This is a genomic window from Octadecabacter antarcticus 307 (assembly GCF_000155675.2).
GTDB classification, from domain to species: Bacteria; Pseudomonadota; Alphaproteobacteria; order Rhodobacterales; family Rhodobacteraceae; genus Octadecabacter; species Octadecabacter antarcticus.
On sequence record NC_020911.1, the window covers coordinates 3762949 to 3780551 of the forward strand.

19 protein-coding genes are annotated in these 17603 nt (G+C 57.3%); 11 read left to right on the forward strand and 8 right to left on the reverse strand.

Annotation, left to right across the window (positions count from 1 at the left end; translation table 11 throughout):
• Positions 1-5: 5 nt before the first annotated feature.
• The 8 genes from OAN307_RS19190 to OAN307_RS19225 all read left to right on the forward strand — a co-directional run bounded on the left by OAN307_RS19190 (position 6) and on the right by OAN307_RS19225 (position 10128).
• Entirely contained in the window at positions 6-1352 is a 1347-nt protein-coding gene (locus OAN307_RS19190; protein WP_015501212.1) for an ABC1 kinase family protein, read from the forward strand.
• Between the two features lie 60 nt (positions 1353-1412).
• On the forward strand, positions 1413-2699 hold the full coding sequence (locus OAN307_RS19195; RefSeq protein ID WP_015501213.1) for an acetylornithine deacetylase/succinyl-diaminopimelate desuccinylase family protein: 1287 nt from the start codon (positions 1413-1415) through the stop codon (positions 2697-2699).
• 16 nt (positions 2700-2715) lie between these two features.
• On the forward strand, positions 2716-4203 hold the full coding sequence (locus OAN307_RS19200) for an ABC transporter substrate-binding protein (RefSeq protein WP_015501214.1): 1488 nt from the start codon (positions 2716-2718) through the stop codon (positions 4201-4203).
• A gap of 124 nt (positions 4204-4327) precedes the next feature.
• Positions 4328-5272, forward strand: coding sequence for an ABC transporter permease (locus OAN307_RS19205; RefSeq protein WP_015501215.1), 945 nt, complete (start codon positions 4328-4330; stop codon positions 5270-5272).
• Positions 5269-6084, forward strand: coding sequence for an ABC transporter permease (locus OAN307_RS19210; protein ID WP_015501216.1), 816 nt, complete (start codon positions 5269-5271; stop codon positions 6082-6084). The genes OAN307_RS19205 and OAN307_RS19210 overlap by 4 nt, the downstream gene beginning before the upstream one ends.
• Positions 6085-6092: 8 nt before the next feature.
• Positions 6093-7691, forward strand: coding sequence for an ABC transporter ATP-binding protein (locus tag OAN307_RS19215; protein ID WP_044044993.1), 1599 nt, complete (start codon positions 6093-6095; stop codon positions 7689-7691).
• Complete coding sequence (locus OAN307_RS19220; protein WP_015501218.1) at positions 7672-9114, forward strand: aldehyde dehydrogenase family protein; 1443 nt, start codon at positions 7672-7674, stop codon at positions 9112-9114. The genes OAN307_RS19215 and OAN307_RS19220 overlap by 20 nt, the downstream gene beginning before the upstream one ends.
• Before the next feature lie 9 nt (positions 9115-9123).
• Positions 9124-10128, forward strand: coding sequence for a P1 family peptidase (locus OAN307_RS19225; RefSeq protein WP_015501219.1), 1005 nt, complete (start codon positions 9124-9126; stop codon positions 10126-10128).
• On the opposite strand, the gene modC is transcribed toward OAN307_RS19225, so the two are convergent.
• Genes modC through modA form a run of 3 tightly spaced genes read right to left on the reverse strand, consistent with a single transcriptional unit; the run spans position 10125 to position 12567 of the window.
• Positions 10125-11162 carry a molybdenum ABC transporter ATP-binding protein gene (gene modC / locus OAN307_RS19230; protein ID WP_015501220.1) on the reverse strand — a complete coding sequence of 346 codons (1038 nt, stop codon included), beginning with the start codon at positions 11160-11162 and terminating at the stop codon, positions 10125-10127. The two genes, OAN307_RS19225 and modC, sit on opposite strands and share 4 nt — an antisense overlap.
• The gene (gene modB / locus OAN307_RS19235) at positions 11162-11857 is read right to left on the reverse strand and encodes a molybdate ABC transporter permease subunit (protein ID WP_015501221.1); all 696 of its coding nucleotides are present in this window, start codon (positions 11855-11857) and stop codon (positions 11162-11164) included. Before modB ends, modC begins: the two co-directional genes overlap by 1 nt.
• On the reverse strand, positions 11854-12567 hold the full coding sequence (modA, locus tag OAN307_RS19240) for a molybdate ABC transporter substrate-binding protein (RefSeq protein WP_245540900.1): 714 nt from the start codon (positions 12565-12567) through the stop codon (positions 11854-11856). Before modA ends, modB begins: the two co-directional genes overlap by 4 nt.
• A gap of 140 nt (positions 12568-12707) precedes the next feature.
• Here modA and OAN307_RS19245 point away from each other — a divergent pair, with 140 nt between their 5' ends.
• Both OAN307_RS19245 and OAN307_RS19250 read left to right on the forward strand, forming a co-directional pair.
• Positions 12708-13169: an NUDIX hydrolase gene (locus OAN307_RS19245; RefSeq protein WP_015501223.1), complete on the forward strand. Its 462-nt coding sequence runs from the start codon at positions 12708-12710 to the stop codon at positions 13167-13169.
• 93 nt (positions 13170-13262) lie between these two features.
• Positions 13263-13679: a DUF1178 family protein gene (locus OAN307_RS19250; protein WP_044044994.1), complete on the forward strand. Its 417-nt coding sequence runs from the start codon at positions 13263-13265 to the stop codon at positions 13677-13679.
• Positions 13680-13733: 54 nt separating this feature from the next.
• Here OAN307_RS19250 and OAN307_RS19255 read toward each other — a convergent pair whose 3' ends face one another.
• The 5 genes from OAN307_RS19255 to OAN307_RS19270 are packed head-to-tail and all read right to left on the reverse strand — an operon-like array spanning position 13734 to position 15819.
• A complete protein-coding gene (locus OAN307_RS19255; protein ID WP_015501225.1) occupies positions 13734-14276 on the reverse strand; it encodes an adenine phosphoribosyltransferase in 543 nt (180 codons plus the stop codon).
• 20 nt (positions 14277-14296) lie between these two features.
• Entirely contained in the window at positions 14297-14518 is a 222-nt protein-coding gene (locus OAN307_RS19260; RefSeq protein WP_144055633.1) for a DUF2927 domain-containing protein, read from the reverse strand.
• A gap of 9 nt (positions 14519-14527) precedes the next feature.
• Positions 14528-14659 carry a hypothetical protein gene (locus OAN307_RS30805; RefSeq protein WP_275450620.1) on the reverse strand — a complete coding sequence of 44 codons (132 nt, stop codon included), beginning with the start codon at positions 14657-14659 and terminating at the stop codon, positions 14528-14530.
• Between the two features lie 36 nt (positions 14660-14695).
• The gene (locus OAN307_RS19265; protein ID WP_044044035.1) at positions 14696-14950 is read right to left on the reverse strand and encodes a hypothetical protein; all 255 of its coding nucleotides are present in this window, start codon (positions 14948-14950) and stop codon (positions 14696-14698) included.
• Complete coding sequence (locus tag OAN307_RS19270) at positions 14950-15819, reverse strand: S-methyl-5'-thioadenosine phosphorylase (protein ID WP_015501226.1); 870 nt, start codon at positions 15817-15819, stop codon at positions 14950-14952. The genes OAN307_RS19265 and OAN307_RS19270 overlap by 1 nt, the downstream gene beginning before the upstream one ends.
• A gap of 154 nt (positions 15820-15973) precedes the next feature.
• On the opposite strand from OAN307_RS19270, the gene OAN307_RS19275 reads away from it, so the two are divergent.
• Positions 15974-17602: a SulP family inorganic anion transporter gene (locus OAN307_RS19275; RefSeq protein ID WP_015501227.1), complete on the forward strand. Its 1629-nt coding sequence runs from the start codon at positions 15974-15976 to the stop codon at positions 17600-17602.
• Position 17603: the final 1 nt, after the last annotated feature.

Below are 17603 nucleotides of genomic sequence, written 5' to 3' on the forward strand. Positions count from 1 at the left end.
CCCAAATGGACGATAAATCAAACGATGACAGATCAGTCGCCATTCCGTCAGGGCGGCTGTCTCGGCTGGGCCATATGGGCGCGATGACGTTCGGCGTTCTGGGAAACATGGTGGTGAACGGTGCAACCCAGCTTGGCAAAGGCCAGCGCCCCATGATGAAGGATCTTCTGCTCACGCCGAAAAACATCACCCGCGTCACGGACCAGCTGTCAAAAATGCGCGGGGCCGCGATGAAAATCGGCCAGTTGGTGTCGATGGATTCAGGTGATTTTTTACCGCCAGAGCTGGCGCAGATCATGACACGGCTGCGCAACGACGCGCACCCGATGCCGCCCGCGCAGCTTAAGCAGGTTCTAAATGCGCAACTGCCAGACGGGTGGCTTAAATTATTCAAGAAATTTGATGTGCGACCCATCGCAGCCGCGTCAATCGGGCAGGTTCACCGCGCCCAGCTGAAAGACGGGCGCGATCTGGCGATGAAAATCCAGTATCCCGGCGTCGCCAATAGCATCGACAGCGACGTGGCAAATGTGGGTGTACTGATCCGCATGTCGGGTCTGCTGCCAAAAGGTTTTGAACTGGCCCCTTATCTTGAGGAAGGTCGCAAACAGCTGCACGAAGAAACCGACTACGCCCGCGAAGGTGCGCAGCTGGTGCAATTCCAGAACCTGCTTATGGACGCACCCCAATTTGTCGTCCCGGCGTTGCAAGCAGACTGGTGCACACCAGATATCCTTGCGATGGATTACGTGACCGGCATCGCAATTGAAGATGCAAAAAATGACACGCAACCTGTCCGTGATCAAATCATCATCAACCTTCTTGATCTGACGTTGCGCGAACTATTTGAATTCGGCCTGATGCAAACCGACCCCAATTTCGCCAATTATCTGTACAAACCAGAGACGCAACAGATTGTTCTGCTGGACTTTGGGGCCGTGCGCACGATTGCCCCCTTCGTTGGCGACCAATATCGCGCATTGATCCGTGCGGGGCTGCGCGATGATATGGATGACATCATGAAAGCCGCCCAAGACATCGGGTTATTCGATGCCACCACGCGGGATGCCCATCGCGTTCGAATTGCCCAGATGATCCGCCGCGCGTTCGGTTCAATCAGGAATGGGGCTTTGCTTGATTTTAATCAAAATGACCTGCCTCAGCAACTTCAAGCGGACGGTCTTGCGCTGCTCGAAGATGGATTTGTGCCCCCCGTCTTGCCGATGGATGTGCTTTTGATCCAGCGAAAATTTGCAGGTATATTTCTGCTCGCGGCGCGACTTGGGGCCCGCATCGATCTGGCAGCAATGTTGCACCACCATATCCGCACACCGGACCTGCCAACGCAATAATCACCATCCGTTGTCACACCACCTCTTGCGGCGCTGCTTGCACTCGCCAATACTCGTCTCATGACTGAACTGGCCCCCCTTCTCGCTCGGATCGCGGACAAACGTGATGACCTGATCGCTTTGACGCAGGATCTGATCCGCATTCCGACACTGAACCCCCCGGGTGATAACTACCGTGAAATTTGTGACTATCTGGACCGCCGCCTGTCCGCGCACGGTTTCATGACCGAAATGATCCGCGCCCATGGCACCCCCGGCGACAGTGAAAAATATCCACGCTGGAACATCGTGGCGCGGCGTGACGGCGCGCAGTCTGGCGAATGTGTGCATTTCAACAGCCACACCGACGTGGTCGAAGTCGGCAAAGGTTGGACCACAGACCCGTTCGGCGGTGCCCTCATTGATGGTAAAATTTACGGACGCGGCGCGTGCGACATGAAAGGCGGGCTTGCCACGTCGATCATCGCGGCCGAAAGCTTCATCGAAACCTACCCCGACTTTCATGGCGCGATTGAGATTTCAGGCACCGCAGATGAGGAATCGGGCGGCTATGGCGGCGTCGCCTACCTTGCCGAAAAGGGATACTTCGACCCCAAAAAAGTACAGCACGTCATCATTCCTGAACCACTGAACAAAGACCGCGTTTGCCTTGGGCATCGCGGTGGATGGTGGGCGGAAATTGAAACGTTCGGCGAAATTGCGCATGGATCAATGCCGTTCCTTGGCGACTGCGCCGTGCGCCACATGGGGGCCGTGTTGGACAAATTCGAAACCGATTTGTTTCCCGCAATGGCGCAGCGTCGCACCGATATGCCCGTCGTCCCCGAAGGCGCGCGGCAATCGACAATGAACATCAATTCGATCCACGGCGGGCAGAAAGAACAGGCCGACGATTTTACTGGCCTGCCAGCCCATTGCGTACCGGATTCGTGCCGCATCGTAATTGATCGGCGGTTTTTGGACGAAGAACCGCTCGATATGGTGCGCGATGAAGTGACGGGTATCCTTAATAGCCTCAAATCCAGCCGTGCCAAATTTGACTATGCGTTGACGGAACTTAACCACGTCCTGCCCTCAATGACCGACCGCAACGCGCCCATCGCCGCGACCATTGCGGGGCAAATCCAGACCGTGCTCGGAAAACCCGCACAATTCGTCGCCAGCCCCGGCACCTACGATCAAAAACATATCGACCGGATTGGCAAACTAAAAAACTGTGTGGCCTACGGACCGGGCATTCTGGAACTGGCCCACAAACCTGACGAATACATCTGCGTTGACGATATGATGGTGAGCGTAGAGGTTATGGCCAGAAGTCTGGCCGCACTACTGCTGCCAAATGACTAAATAGGGAGAGATCAATATGACCCATTTCACCAAACTGCTACCAATTCTTCTGGGGGGCAGCGTGCTCGCCCTGACGGCCAGCATGGCGTCCGCGCAAACCGACATCACCGTCGCCATCCAGTTGGAACCACCGAACCTTGACCCCACGGGCGGTGCGGCACAAGCCATTGATTCCGTGCTATATTCCAACGTTTTTGAGGGTCTGACGCGGTTCATGGCCGACGGATCAGTCGTCGCGGGCCTTGCAGAAAGCTGGGAAATTTCTGATGATGGCTTGACCTACACCTTCATGCTCCACGACGGTGTGACGTTCCATGACGGCACCACAATGGACGCCGAAGACGTGAAATTCTCGCTTGATCGTGCACGTGCGGAAGACAGCATCAACGCGCAAAAAGGCCTTTTCGCGGATATCGCTGACGTCATGGTCATTGACCCGTTATCCGTCGCGGTCACGCTGACCCAGCCCAACGGCATGTTCCTGTTCAATATGGCGTGGGGTGACGCAGTGATCGTCGCGCCTGAAAGCATTGAAAACATTGCCTCAAACCCGATTGGCACAGGTGCGTTTGCCTTCACCGATTGGGTGCAGGGCGACCGGCTGGAACTGACACGCAACGATACCTACTGGGGACAACCCGCAGCGCTGGAAGCGGCCACGTTCCGCTTTATCTCTGATCCCACAGCAGCCTTCGCAGCCGTCATGGCCGAAGACGTTGACGCCTTTGTCGGCTTCCCCGCCCCCGAAAACCTGCCACAATTTGAGGCCGATCCACGCTTTCAAGTCCTCGTTGGCAACACCGAGGGCGAGACGATCCTGTCAATGAACAACAAAATGCCACCCTTTGATAACGTGTTGGTGCGCCAAGCTGTGTCGCTCGCAATCGACCGCCAAGCGATCATTGACGGCGCGATGTTCGGCTACGGTACGCCGATTGGCACGCACTTTGCACCGCACAATCCAGACTATGTCGACCTGATCGCCAACAGCACCTACAACCCCGAACGCGCCCGCGAATTACTCACTGAGGCGGGCTTTGCTGACGGGTTCGCAACCACGCTGAAATTGCCTCCACCGTCCTACGCGCGGCGCGGCGGTGAAATCATCGCGTCGCAACTGCGCGCGGTCGGGATCACGGCTGAAATCAGCAACCTCGAATGGGCGCAATGGATCGAAGAAGTCTTTACCGGCAAGGACTTTGGCCTGTCGATCGTGTCGCACACAGAACCGATGGACATCGGCATCTACGCCAATCCGGAGTACTATTTCCAATACGACAATGCGGAATTTCAGGCGTTGATGGTCACGTTGAACGCCACCACTGATCCCGCCACGCGCAGCGATTTGTTGGCAAAGGCCCAGACCACAATCTCAGAGGATTACGTCAACGGTTACCTGTTCCAGCTCGCCGTGCCGACGGTCGCAAAGGCCGGTCTGAACGGCCTCTGGCTTGATCAGCCAACAGCCGCCGTAGACCTCACCGGCGTCACTTGGTCGCAATGATAAACACTTTTGCGGGGCGGTCGTTAGACACCGCCCCCATTCTACCCCCTACCTTTGTCACTAAAATATCCCGGGGAGTCCGAAGGACGGGGCAGCGCCCCCTTTTTGGCGACGTATCACCAGAATGATCCGCTATATCGCATCGCGCCTGCTGTCGCTCACCCTCAGCCTCATTGCGGCCAGCATCGTCATTTTTGCGGTGATCGAAGTTATTCCCGGTGATCCGGCGTCGTTCATGCTTGGTGTCAATGCCCGCGCCGACACGCTTGCGGCGCTGCGCGAACAGATGGGGCTTAACGACCCGCTGCCCTTGCGCTATTTCAATTGGGTCACGGGGATGCTGACCGGTGACTTTGGTACCTCATGGACCTACAAAACCCCGGTCGCGGACTTGGTCAATGACCGCATTTGGGTCTCTCTCCCCCTCGCGATTTATGCGCTGTTTATCTCTACGATCATCGCATTTCCCGCAGGCATCATCGCCGCCAGCCGTCGCGGTGGCATGGGCGATGTGTCGATCATGGGGGCCACGCAACTCGGTGTTGCGATCCCGAATTTCTGGTTCGCAATGATCCTTGTGCTGATCTTTGCGATCAAACTGCGCTGGTTTTCAGCGGGTGGGTTTCCGGGCTGGGACAATCCCTTTCTAGCGCTCAAATCCCTGACCCTTCCCGCCGTCGCACTGGCATTACCACAAGCAGCAATTCTTGCCCGTATCATGCGCTCGTCCTTGCTCGATAATTTGGGCGAAGATTACATTCGAACAGCCCGCGCCAAGGGGCTGACCCGCCGCCAAGCGCTGTGGCGGCACGCGGTGCGCAACGCGCTGATCCCAGTCCTCACAATCATTGGCCTGCAATTTTCGTTCCTGCTGGCGGGTGGCATTATCATCGAACAAATCTTCTTCCTCCCCGGTCTGGGCCGTCTTATTTTTCAATCAATTTCCGCCCGTGACCTGATCGTGGTGGAAAGCGTGGTGATGTTGTTGGTCTTTGTCGTCATCGTGGTAAACTTCGCCGTCGATCTGGCCTATGCCGCCGTTGATCCAAGATTGCGCAGCCGCGCATGAGCCGGAGCATCCTAATAGGCGCCAGCTTAACACTGGTTTTCCTCGGCCTCGCCGCGCTGTCGTTCATCTACACGCCATACGATATCCTGTCCTTTGATATTCCAAACAAACTGCTGCGACCGAGCGTCACAAACTGGCTTGGCACAGATCACTTCGGACGCGATATTCTGTCGATGATCATGTTGGGCGCACGCACGTCCATCGCCGTCGCGGTCCTCGCCGTGGGCATTGGCATTTGTGTCGGCGTTCCCCTCGGCCTGCTTGCGGCCGCAAGGCGCGGGTCGCTGCTGGATGAACTGATCATGCGGGGCAACGACCTCGTCTTTGCCTTCCCCAGTCTTGTGATCGCGATCCTGATCACTGCCATTTTTGGCCCCTCTGCGATCAACGCGATCATCGCCATCGGCATCTTCAACATCCCCGTTTTCGCGCGCCTGTCGCGCGGCGCCGCGCTGCCAATCTGGGAACGCGATTTCATTCTCTCTGCGCGGGTCGCGGGTAAATCCAGCTTGCGCATTTCAATCGAACACATCCTGCCCAACATCACCAACCTGATGATCGTGCAGGGCACGATCCAGTTCTCACTTGGCATCCTTGCAGAAGCCGCATTGTCCTACATCGGCCTTGGCGCACAGCCCCCGACGGCCAGTTGGGGCCGGATGCTGGCGGACGCGCAAACGCTGACGTCAATCGCGCCGCACACAGCGCTGATCCCCGGCATGGCGATTGTATTGATGGTGCTTGGCCTCAACCTGCTCGGTGATGGGCTGCGCGACTGGCTTGACCCGCGCATCAGGGTGGCCCGGTCATGAAAACGGCCATGCCCCTGCTTCAGATCCGTGATCTGACATTGACCATCGGGACCACTGAAATCCTGCACGACGTCGACCTTAACGTGCAGCGCGGCCAGATCGTTGCGATCACCGGTGAAAGCGGCTCGGGCAAATCCATGGCAGCCCTGTCCATCATGGGCCTGTTGCCGCGCGGGGCGCATAGCACGGGGCACATCATGCTGGATGGAACTGACATCCTAACGACATCGGAAACTGAACTTTGCCGCATGCGCGGCAATACCGTGGGCATGGTATTTCAGGAACCCATGACCGCGCTTAATCCCGTTCAAACCATCGGCGATCAAGTGGCCGAAACGATCCTCATTCATGAAAACACCAGCAAGACACAGGCACATAAGCGTGCAAACGACATGTTGCACCGCGTCGGGCTCAACGTGGCACCAACACGGTTTCCACACGAATTGTCCGGCGGCCAACGCCAACGCGTTGTCATCGCCATGGCCATCGTAAAACACCCCAAACTGCTGATCGCGGATGAACCGACAACAGCCCTTGATGTGACAACACAGGCCAACATCCTGACGCTTCTCAAGGACCTCGTGCGCGAATTTGACATGGGGCTTTTGATTATCACCCACGATTTGGCCGTGGTGGCTGATCTTGCCGACCACATTGTTGTTATGCAATACGGCCGCGTCGTGGAATCCGCGCCCACGCCCGATCTTTTGGCGAACATGCGCCACCCCTACACGCGCGCGCTGTTTGACGCGTCACGACATCAAGTTGACCTGCCTGTGCATACAGGTGGTGTACAACTTGTGCACGCAAGTCACATCGTGCGCGACTACCCCGCCCCGCGCAAAACGCTGTTCGGTCCGCGCCCGAAATTTCGCGCGCTTGACGATGTCAGCTTTACGATTGATCGTGGTGAAAGGGTCGGCTTGGTCGGGGAAAGTGGCTGTGGAAAATCCACATTAACCCGCGCACTGCTCGGACTTGAAGATGTGCAGGGCGGCACAATTACGCTGGACGGTGCGCCGGTTTTTGCGGGCAAGAAACCTAACCTGTCCGTGCGGCGCAAAATGCAGGTGGTGTTTCAGGATCCCTACGGGTCTTTCAACCCGCGCCACCGCGTTTCACGTTTAGTATCAGAACCTTGGCACCTGCTAGATCACCCACCTGACGACCCTGATGCGCGAATTGCCGCTGCACTGGCAGATGTCGGATTGGCGGCATCTGATGCATCCAAATACATCCACGAATTTTCCGGCGGACAGCGTCAACGCATTGCAATCGCGCGTGCGCTAATCGTTGAACCTGACCTGATCATCTTTGACGAAGCGGTGTCAGCTTTGGACGTATCCGTTCGCGCGCAAGTACTTGATTTAATAGCAGACCTTTGTCGAAAACGCCCACTGGCCTATCTGTTCATCAGCCATGATCTGACAGTTGTGCGCAGCGTGACAGACCGCGTTTTGGTGATGAAATCAGGCAAAATCGTTGAACAGGGCGCAACGGAATCTGTGTTTAACAGCCCCAAACACCCCTACACGCAAACCCTATTGGCCGCCGCCCCCAAGCTGCCCAATTTTCAGGAGGCCAGCCATGCCGCTGACGCCGTTTAACATTCCCAAAGCACATCATCTGATCGGTGGCAAATGGACGCCAGCCCAAGCGACAATCGCTGTGACGGACCCGTCTACGGGCGACCTGCTCACCTCCATTGGGCGCGGCACACAGGCCGATATCGACGCCGCCGTGTCCGCCGCAAAAACCGCGCTGAACGGTGCGTGGGGCGCAATGACGGCGCTGGATCGTGGCCGCATCCTGACACGTATCGGACAGGCAGTTTTGACCCATGTGGACGCGCTTGCTGAACTGGAATCCCGCGATGTCGGTAAACCCCGGACGCAGGCCCGCGCCGATGCAGTGGCACTGGCACGTTACTTTGAATTTTATGGCGGCGCAGCGGATAAAATCACCGGCGAAACAATCCCTTATCAGGCGGGCTACACCGTCTATACACTGCGCGAACCGCATGGCGTCACCGGCCATATCATCCCGTGGAACTACCCGATGCAGATCATTGGGCGTTCCGTTGGGGCAGCACTTGCGATGGGCAATGCCTGTGTTTTGAAGCCCGCCGAAGACGCCTGCCTTACGGCACTGGCGTTCGCCCAAATCGCGACTGACGCGGGTCTTCCGGCGGGGGCTTTGAACGTCGTCACGGGGTTCGGGGCTGAAGCTGGCGCAGCCTTGTCGGCCCACGCTGGCATCGCACATATGTCGTTCACCGGATCGGTCCAAACCGGTGAAATGATCCAAGCCGCCGCTGCGAAAAATGTCATCCCAGTTACGCTGGAACTTGGCGGAAAATCCCCGCAACTGGTGTTTGACGACGCGGATCTGGACCGCGCGATGCCTTTTTTGGTTAACGCAGGCATCCAGAATGCGGGCCAGACCTGTTCGGCGTCCAGTCGCATCCTTGTGCAGCGCGGTGTTTACGACGCCGTGCGCGACCGCATGGCCGCTGCCTACCGCGCCCTAAAAGTTGGGCCCGCGATGGACGATCTGGATGTTGGACCCCTAATTTCAGCCCACCAGAAAGACATCGTGATGGGTTTTCTTGCCAAAGGCGCGGACCTTACTGTCGCGGCGCGCGGGCAAATTGTGACAGACGCAGCAGGACATTATGTGGCCCCGACATTGTTCGTCGATGTTCCACCGGATCACCCGCTGGCCCAAGATGAAATTTTTGGACCCGTGCAAGTTTTGATCCCGTTTGAGGACGAAGCCGACGCCCTGCGTATCGCCAATTCTACCGATTTTGGTCTGGTCGCATCCGTGTGGACCGCGAATGGCGGACGTCAGATGCGGCTGGCCAAAGCGCTAAGATCAGGCCAGGTTTTTATCAACAACTATGGCGCAGGTGGCGGCGTGGAATTGCCGTTTGGTGGCGTCGGAAAGTCTGGTCATGGGCGCGAAAAAGGTTTTGAGGCGCTGTACGGATTTTCAACGCTTAAAACTGTTGCAGCGTGGCATGGTTAGGGAAATTCAATGACTTATAAAACCGGCCCCCGAAATCTGATCACCGACATTGCCGGCCTTCGGGTCGGTAATGCGCAAGACGCCAAGCTGAAATCTGGCAGCACAGTTCTGGTGGGGGAAAGCCCATTCACCGCGTCAGTCCACGTTATGGGCGGTGGACCAGGCACGCGCGAAACTGATCTTTTGGCACCGGACAAAACCGTGCAGCAAGTTGATGCCTTGGTGTTGTCGGGTGGATCAGCGTTTGGCCTTGATGCTTGCGGTGGCGTCGCGGACGGGTTGCGCGATATGGGTCGTGGGTTTGCCGTGGGCAACGTCATCGTGCCAATTGTTCCAGGGGCCATTGTATTCGATCTGATTAACGGCGGTGACAAAGCGTGGGCGGTGAACCCCTACCCCAGATTGGGCCGCGCGGCATTGAACAACGCCGCGCAGGACTTTGCGCTTGGCAGCGTTGGGGCTGGAACGGGCGCTATGGCCGCGCGGCAAAAAGGCGGACTTGGGTCGGCGTCTGTCGTGTTGCCCGATGGCACGACAGTCGCCGCACTTGTCGTGGTGAACGCCTTGGGCAGCGTCACGACCCACGGGGACCACCATTTTTGGGCCGCCCCGTTTGAAATGGACGCTGAATTTGGCGGGCTCGGCCCTGATCCCACTGGCGGATACACAGCACCGGACCCCAGCCATAAAGAACGTGCGATGGGCCTGCATGCGTCCACCGGCGCCAATACCACAATCGCCATCGTCGCGACCGACGCGACATTGACCAAAACGCAATGCCACCGCCTTGCGGTGAATGCACACGACGGTATGGCCCGCGCGATTGTGCCGTCCCACACACCGCTGGACGGTGATTTGGTGTTTGCCGTTTCGACGGGAACTGGCGCGCCGGTGGATCACGCAGCATACGCCCCAATTGGTGCGGCAGCTGCGACATGCCTCAGCCGCGCGATTGCGCGTGCGATTTATGAAGCGACGCCAGCGCAGGGCGATCTTATTGCGACCTACCGCTAACCGACGTCTGCCGGCGCAATCGCTGTGGCCTTCAGGATCGCGAAAATCTGGTTGCCAACGGCCAAGCCCATTGCGTCACAGGACCGTTTTGTCACCCGCGCCAGCAGCCGCGCGTTGCCTGCATTCAGGGCCACTGCGACGCCAGGACCAGCGCCGCGTTCCAATGCCGCAATGGTCACGGGCAAGACATTCAAGGCACTGATATCTGTGGGTGCATTGCGTGATAGGATCACATCTTGTGCAGGAACCCGCACCCGCACGGTGCAGCCTGCACGCCCCACCGCCCCCGGCACCCAAAGCGCGCCAGCGCCCGTTTCAATCTTGGTCAAACCGTCGCCAGCGTGGCCGACAACGCGGCCAGTCAAAACGGCACCCGCATCACGCACACCCAAAAATGGCACGGCTGCCGGATCGGCCAACACGTCCTCAACACGGCCCGCCAAAACCACGCGACCGTGGTTCAAAACGACGATCCGGCTGGCCAGTCGCGCGACTTCACCCATGTCGTGACTGACGTAAAGGATCGGGATCGCCGTTTGGTCGCGCAGTGCCTCAAGGTACGGCAATACTTCGGCCTTTCGCGGCGCATCAAGTGCAGACAGTGGTTCATCCAGCAACAGAACTTCAGGCGCGGACATCAGCGCGCGACCAAGGGCGACACGCTGTTTTTCACCCCCTGAAAGCGAAGCTGGGTACCGATCCAGCAATGCGCCCAATCCCAACACCGCAACAATCGCGACTTCGTCGTGGAGGCCGCCGTAGCGCAGGTTTTTCAGTACCGTCATATGCGGAAAAAGCCGCGCGTCTTGAAAGACATAGCCGATACCGCGTCTGTGCGGCGACAGCTTGGATAGGTCGCGACCATCCAACAAAATCTCGGCGCGCTTACAGGGCAGCAAGCCCGCAATGGCGCGGATCACGCTGGTTTTGCCCGACCCAGAGGGACCGAATATCGCGGTAACGCCAGCGGGCGCGTCGAATGCGGCAGCCAATGCGAAACCCTCAAATTCCATGGCGACGGACACGCGCAACATCACCCAGCCCTCCGTCTGTTTACCCGCTGCGCAAGCAGTTCGGACATGACTAATGCAGCGGCGGCGATGGCGATTGACACAATGGCCAACCGCAGGGCCAGCGGCTCCCCACCCGGCACTTCGAGCAGGGTGTCGATGGACAGCGCAAGCGTTTGCGTCTGCCCCGGAATGTTGGACACGAACGTCACCGTCGCGCCGAATTCGCCCATGCCTTTGGCGAACCCCAACACGGCACCAGCCAGAATTCCGGGCCATGCCAGCGGTAAGGTGATCGTGCGCAATATCCGAAACCGCGACGCACCCAATGTGCCTGCCGCTTCTTCCAATCCTTGGTCAATCGCCTCAAGCGATAGGCGGATCGCGCGCACCATCAACGGGAACCCCATGACGGCGGCGGCAAGCGCGGCACCTGTCCAGCGGAACGCAAATATGATCCCGAACAACTGTTCAAAAAGTTCGCCCAGCGGCCCCGTGCGCCCAAAGCCGAGCAGCAGCAGATAGCCCGTCACGACAGGTGGCATAACCAGCGGTAAATGCACCAGAACGTTCAGCGTTTGGCGACCACAAAATGACCCCCGCGCCAAGGCATAGGCGACTGCAAACCCGAACGGCAGACTGAACAGCGTCGCCCAAAACGCGACCTTTAGGGACAGCCAAAGGACGGTCCATTCAGCTGGGCCAAGCCAGTCGCTCATTGCGCGACATCCAAGCGGGAAAACCCCCATCGCGCAAGCGTATCCTGCGCTTCAACTGTATGAAGATATGCCATAAAATCTGCGCCTTCCGGTGTCACCTGTGCACCGGAATAGATGATGTCAGGGTGCGTGTCAGGTGCAAAGGCGTAGACTTTTGTCAGGGCGGGTAGTGCCACCAGATCGCTGGCATACCCAATGCCCAATGCAGCCTCACCGCGTTCAACAAACCGCAAGGCTGCGCGCACGTTGGCTGCTTGAACAACGCGCGCGGCAACACTGTCCCAGATGCCCAATGACACCAACGCCGCCTTGCCGTAACGCCCCGCCGGAACCGCATCAACCTGCGCCATTGCGAGCACGCCGCCCCCCAAAGCTGCTTCAATATCTTGTGGGTCAGCAATCGGCGCATGATCGCGCCCAATCAGGACCAATTGATTGCCCACAAACGCTGCCATCTGCGAGACTGTGCCTTGCGCCACCAGCCAATCGGCCCAGTCCTGATCAGCCAGCAACACCACATCCGCCGGTGCTGCGCCCGCAACCTGACGTGCAATGGCAGACGTTGCGGCGAACACCAAAACCACGTCTGTTCCGGTTTGTGCCTTATAAAGCTGCGCCGCGTCGCCCAACGCATCACGCAGGCTCGACGCCGCAAATACGGTGATCGTGTCCGGCTGATTTTCAGCCTGCACCACAAACGGGCACGCCATTAAAACAAAAATGCACGCCAGCAGATAGTGGCCCAAAAACCTTGCAAATCTTTGTAAATAGAGCATACTTTTGGTAGATAATTTCATATTACAATTGTGCGCACCAACGCGCACGAAGAGCAACAGGCGGAACGGCAAACATGAACAGTTTGCAGCAGCAAGAAATTACATTGGGTGACGCGGCTAAAACCGAGCTGCGCACGCAATTTGCGGCCCTGTGCTATCGCATCAAGAACGACAAAGTGCAGTTTTGCCTTGTGACGGCGCGGCGTTCGGGTCGTTGGATTGTGCCTAAGGGATGGCCGATGAACGGACAAACTCCGATGGATGCCGCAGCTACAGAAGCCTATGAAGAAGCAGGCGTGCGCGGCAAAATTGAGCCGCGTCCGATTGGTGTATTCAGCTATTACAAGGTTCGTTCGCAGGATGAATTGCCCTGCATCGCGGTGGTTTATCCGCTAAAGGTCAAAAAGGTTCTTCAGACATGGCCAGAACGCAAAGAACGCGATCGCAAATGGCTATCGCGCAAAAAAGCCGCCGCACTGGTGGATGACGCGGAACTCAGCCAGATCATCTTGCGGTTTCAGCCCAACACTGCATGATCTGCGCATCCTTGCCCTCACGCATGGCGCGCTCTACTTCTTTGACTCTCTATGCTTCGAACTCCTGACCAATTCTTGCAACGCGAGGACCCCTTGATCCGCTACACGCTCAGCTGTGAAAAAGACCACCAGTTTGAAAGCTGGTTCCAGTCGTCGGACGCCTTTGATGCTTTGGCACGTGGTGGTCTTTTGGCCTGCGCGGTCTGTGGGTCGGTGATTGTGACGCGGGCGATGATGGCGCCGTCCGTTCCTGCCAAAGGCCGTGCAAATGATCTAAAAACGCCGGCGTCAGATGCCGAAAAAGCACTGACAAAGATGCGCAAAGACGTAGAAAAAAACAGTGAATACGTCGGTCCCAGTTTCGCCGAGCAAGCCCGCAAAATGCATGATGGTGATGCGCCAGAACGTGCGATCTGGGGTGAAGCAAATTTCACCGAGGCAAAAAAGCTGATTGAAGACGGTATACCCGTCGCCCCCTTGCCGTTCATGCCCAAACGTAAGACGAATTAAGCCTCTTCCAATTGGGCCACGTTAAATTTGACCTGTCAAATTAGGCCCCTCTCACTAGGCTCCTTCAAACGCGCAAAGCGCATGAACGTCCATGCCAAGACTTTCGAGTTTGGCGCGCCCACCCAGTTCCGGCAGGTCGATGACAAAGGCGCAGCCCACGACGTCGCCCCCAAGCCTTTCAAGAAGTTTAATCCCCGCTGCCGCCGTCCCACCCGTGGCAAGCAAATCATCAACAACCAGAACCTTGACCCCTGCTTCAATCGCGTCGTCGTGGATCTCCATCACAGCCTCGCCGTATTCAAGCGTATACGCCTGTTCAATCGTGGCACCGGGCAATTTGCCCTTTTTGCGGATAGGCACGAAGCCCTTGCCCAACTGGTGCGCAATCGCCCCACCAAGAATAAATCCGCGCGCCTCAAGACCGACCACAACGTCGATGTCTTCACCTGTATATGGATGCAATAGTTGGTCCACCGCCATGCGAAACCCACGTGGATTGGCGAACAAGGTCGTCACATCGCGAAACATAATTCCTTCGTGGGGGAAATCAGGAATGGTGCGGATATAGTCGCGAACGGTTTTGGCGGGGGTTTTCATAGTGGCTCCTTGGGTAACAGTTAGGGCTCACGATATTGAAATCGCAATGCTGCGCTGTCTTGCACGCCCAATTTGGCGACGGTGTTGCTGTCTTCGGAAAACACGGATCGTGTTTCGTAGTACGGATTGCGAATATCTGTCATCAGACCCATCGCCTGTGTCAGTTCTTCAAGCATGATCGGCCCCGCTTGATCAACTGGAATATCGGCCGCAAACACAATCGCCGCATCGATCAGCGTCAGGTCCCCGCCTCAGAACACCTGCACTTGTGCGGCCCCGATCGGAACACCGTCCATCTCTGGATAGTCCGTGCCACGAATGGCATCACCCGCACGGATTGGCTGAAGGTACAGCAAAATATTTGCGGGTTGTGATTTCGACACACGGCGCAGGTTTAACCCCGGTGCGGCGGCGTTGATCTAGGTGATTGAGGTATCCAATGCTCGCGTCATTTCCTTTGCCAAATCAACAGGGTAAGTCTGCGGTATTGGCGCGAACGTCACTGTCACAAACGGCATATCCCACCGAATGATCGGTTCATTGCACCCTTGCCCGGGCATCGCAGAACATGACACTAAACTGTAAAATTTCCCGTTCGTCAGCGGGCCGTCGGTGACAATATATTCCTGCGCCGCAAGCGGCGTTGCCAGCAAGAAAGCCCCTAGAAACCGCATCACAGCACCCGCCCCGCGACTGCGTCAAGTTTGGCCAACAGGTCGGGATCACGCGCATCCGGTGCTGTCATGATCGCAAAATCCAATGCGCGATCGCATCCGCAAGGGCAGACATCACGCGCTTTGCCCAGCCGCACAGCAATATCCGCGACCATAGTTTTCGCCGCCGTCGAATTGGCGCCCAAGGTCGCAATGATGTCGGAAATGTCGACGCTGCCATGGTCAGGGTGCCAACTGTCATAATCCGTGATCATTGCGACGCTTGCGTAACAAAGTTCCGCCTCACGCGCCAACTTTGCCTCTGGCATATTGGTCATGCCGATAACGTCGCAATGCCAAACCTCACGGTACAATTTGCTTTCCGCTAACGATGAAAACTGCGGGCCCTCCATTGCCAAATATGTGCCACCACGGTGAATGTTGACGCCGACCGCGTGCCCCGCCAGCTCAACGGCATCGCCCAAACGGGCACAAACAGGGTGTGCAACACTGACATGGGCCACGCAACCAGTGCCAAAAAACGACTTCTCCCGCGCGAACGTGCGGTCGATAAAATCACTGACGATCACGAAATCCCCCGGTGCCATGTCGGTCCGAAACGACCCGCAGGCCGACACCGAAATCACGTCCGTGCAGCCAAGCCGTTTCAGTGCGTCAATATTGGCGCGGTAGGGAACAGTACTTGGCGAATGCACATGCCCGCGCCCGTGTCTTGGCAGGAACGCGACATCAACACCGCCCAATTCACCTGTCAGGATCACATCGGATGGCACACCCCACGGGCTGTTGATGTTGACCCACTTTGGGTTTTCCAACCCATCGATGTCGTACAGACCAGACCCGCCGATGATGCCGATTTTTGTTTGCATTCCAAAATCCCTTCTCACAACATTACAACTCTGCCTTGGGTTGCGCCGCTTGTGAAGGCCACAAATGCGCCCTTGCGCCGCTGCGCAGGGGTGACTTTACGCAAGGCTTGGGCTAAACGGCGCGCAATCACACTTAAACCAGTCAGGTGACCCCTTGCGCCAATCTATTTTTGCGAACTTTGTAGACCGCCTCGAAGAGGCTGATCTAAAGCCATCAGGCAGAAACCTGACCCCCACCCGTCTGCGGATTGAAATCCTGTCGGGCCTGACGGTGGCGCTTGCGCTGGTGCCAGAAGCGGTGGCATTTGCCTTTGTTGCGGGCGTTGATCCGCTGGTCGGTCTATACGCGGCGTTCATCGTCGGTCTAATCACGGCGCTGATCGGCGGACGCCCCGGTATGATATCAGGTGCGACGGGTGCGTTGGCGGTTGTGATGGTGGCCTTGGTCGCCGATCACGGCGTTGAATACCTATTCGCAACCGTTGTTTTGATGGGGATTATTCAGCTTTTCGTTGGTTTCATGCACTGGGGCAAATTTATCCGTCTTGTGCCGCATCCGGTGATGCTGGGGTTTGTGAACGGCCTTGCGATCGTTATTTTCTTGGCACAGATGGGCCAGTTTCAGGTGCCCGGAACCGCCGGAGCGGGCGGCGGGCATGGCATAGCCTCTGGTGATTGGCTGACCGGCACACCGCTGTATCTTATGTTGGCGCTTACGGTACTGACGATGGCGATCATTTGGATTTGGCCCAAAATTACAGCGCTGGTTCCAGCACCGCTTGCGGGCATCGGTATCATCGCGATCATCGTGATCGTGTTGCAGCTGGATACCCCCGTCGTTGGCGATCTGGCGAGCATTCGCGGCGGCCTTCCGCCCTTCCACATCCCGTCCGTCCCTTTCACGCCTGAAACGTTTTATATTATCCTGCCCTACTCGCTTATTCTCGCGGCGATTGGCCTGATTGAAAGCCTGCTAACCCTGAACTTGGTCGGTGAAATCACCAACAAACGCGGTGGTGCCAGCCAAGAATGTATCGCCCAAGGCGTCGCCAACACGGTTACGGGATTTTTTGGTGGCATGGGTGGTTGTGCGATGATCGGTCAGTCGATGATCAACGTGAAATCCGGTGGTCGTACCCGCATTGCTGGCACGGCAGCTGCGTTGTTCCTGCTGGCGTTCATCCTGTTTGCGTCCGGTTTGATCGAAGCAATTCCACTGGCGGCCTTGGTCGGTGTGATGTTCATGGTCGTGATCGGCACGTTCGCGTGGAACTCGTTCAAGATCATGACAAAGGTGCCGCGCATGGACGCGTTTGTCATCGTCCTCGTGACGGTTGTGACCGTGATGACGGACCTTGCCACTGCAGTAGTTGTCGGCGTTATCGTCTCAGCACTTGCCTATGCTTGGTCGAACGCGAAACGCATCTATGCAAGCACTGAAGTTACCGCAGACGGTGCCAAGGTCTACAAAATCAACGGGCCACTGTTCTTTGGATCCGCTGACGGATTTGTTGAGCTGTTCCAGGTCGATGACGATCCAAAGTCCGTTATCATCGATTTTGCGGAGTCCCGCGTGGCAGATCAATCTGCCCTGCAAGCGATCGAGAACGTCGCCGCAAAATACGAAGACGTTGGTAAGTCGATCCAATTGCGCCACCTGACCCACGATTGTCATCAATTGTTGTCCAAGGCGGGCCACCTGATTGTGGACAGTGACGACGACCCCGACTACGAGATCGCGGTGGATTATTCGGTTAAGACCGGGATTATTGGCGGGCATTAGG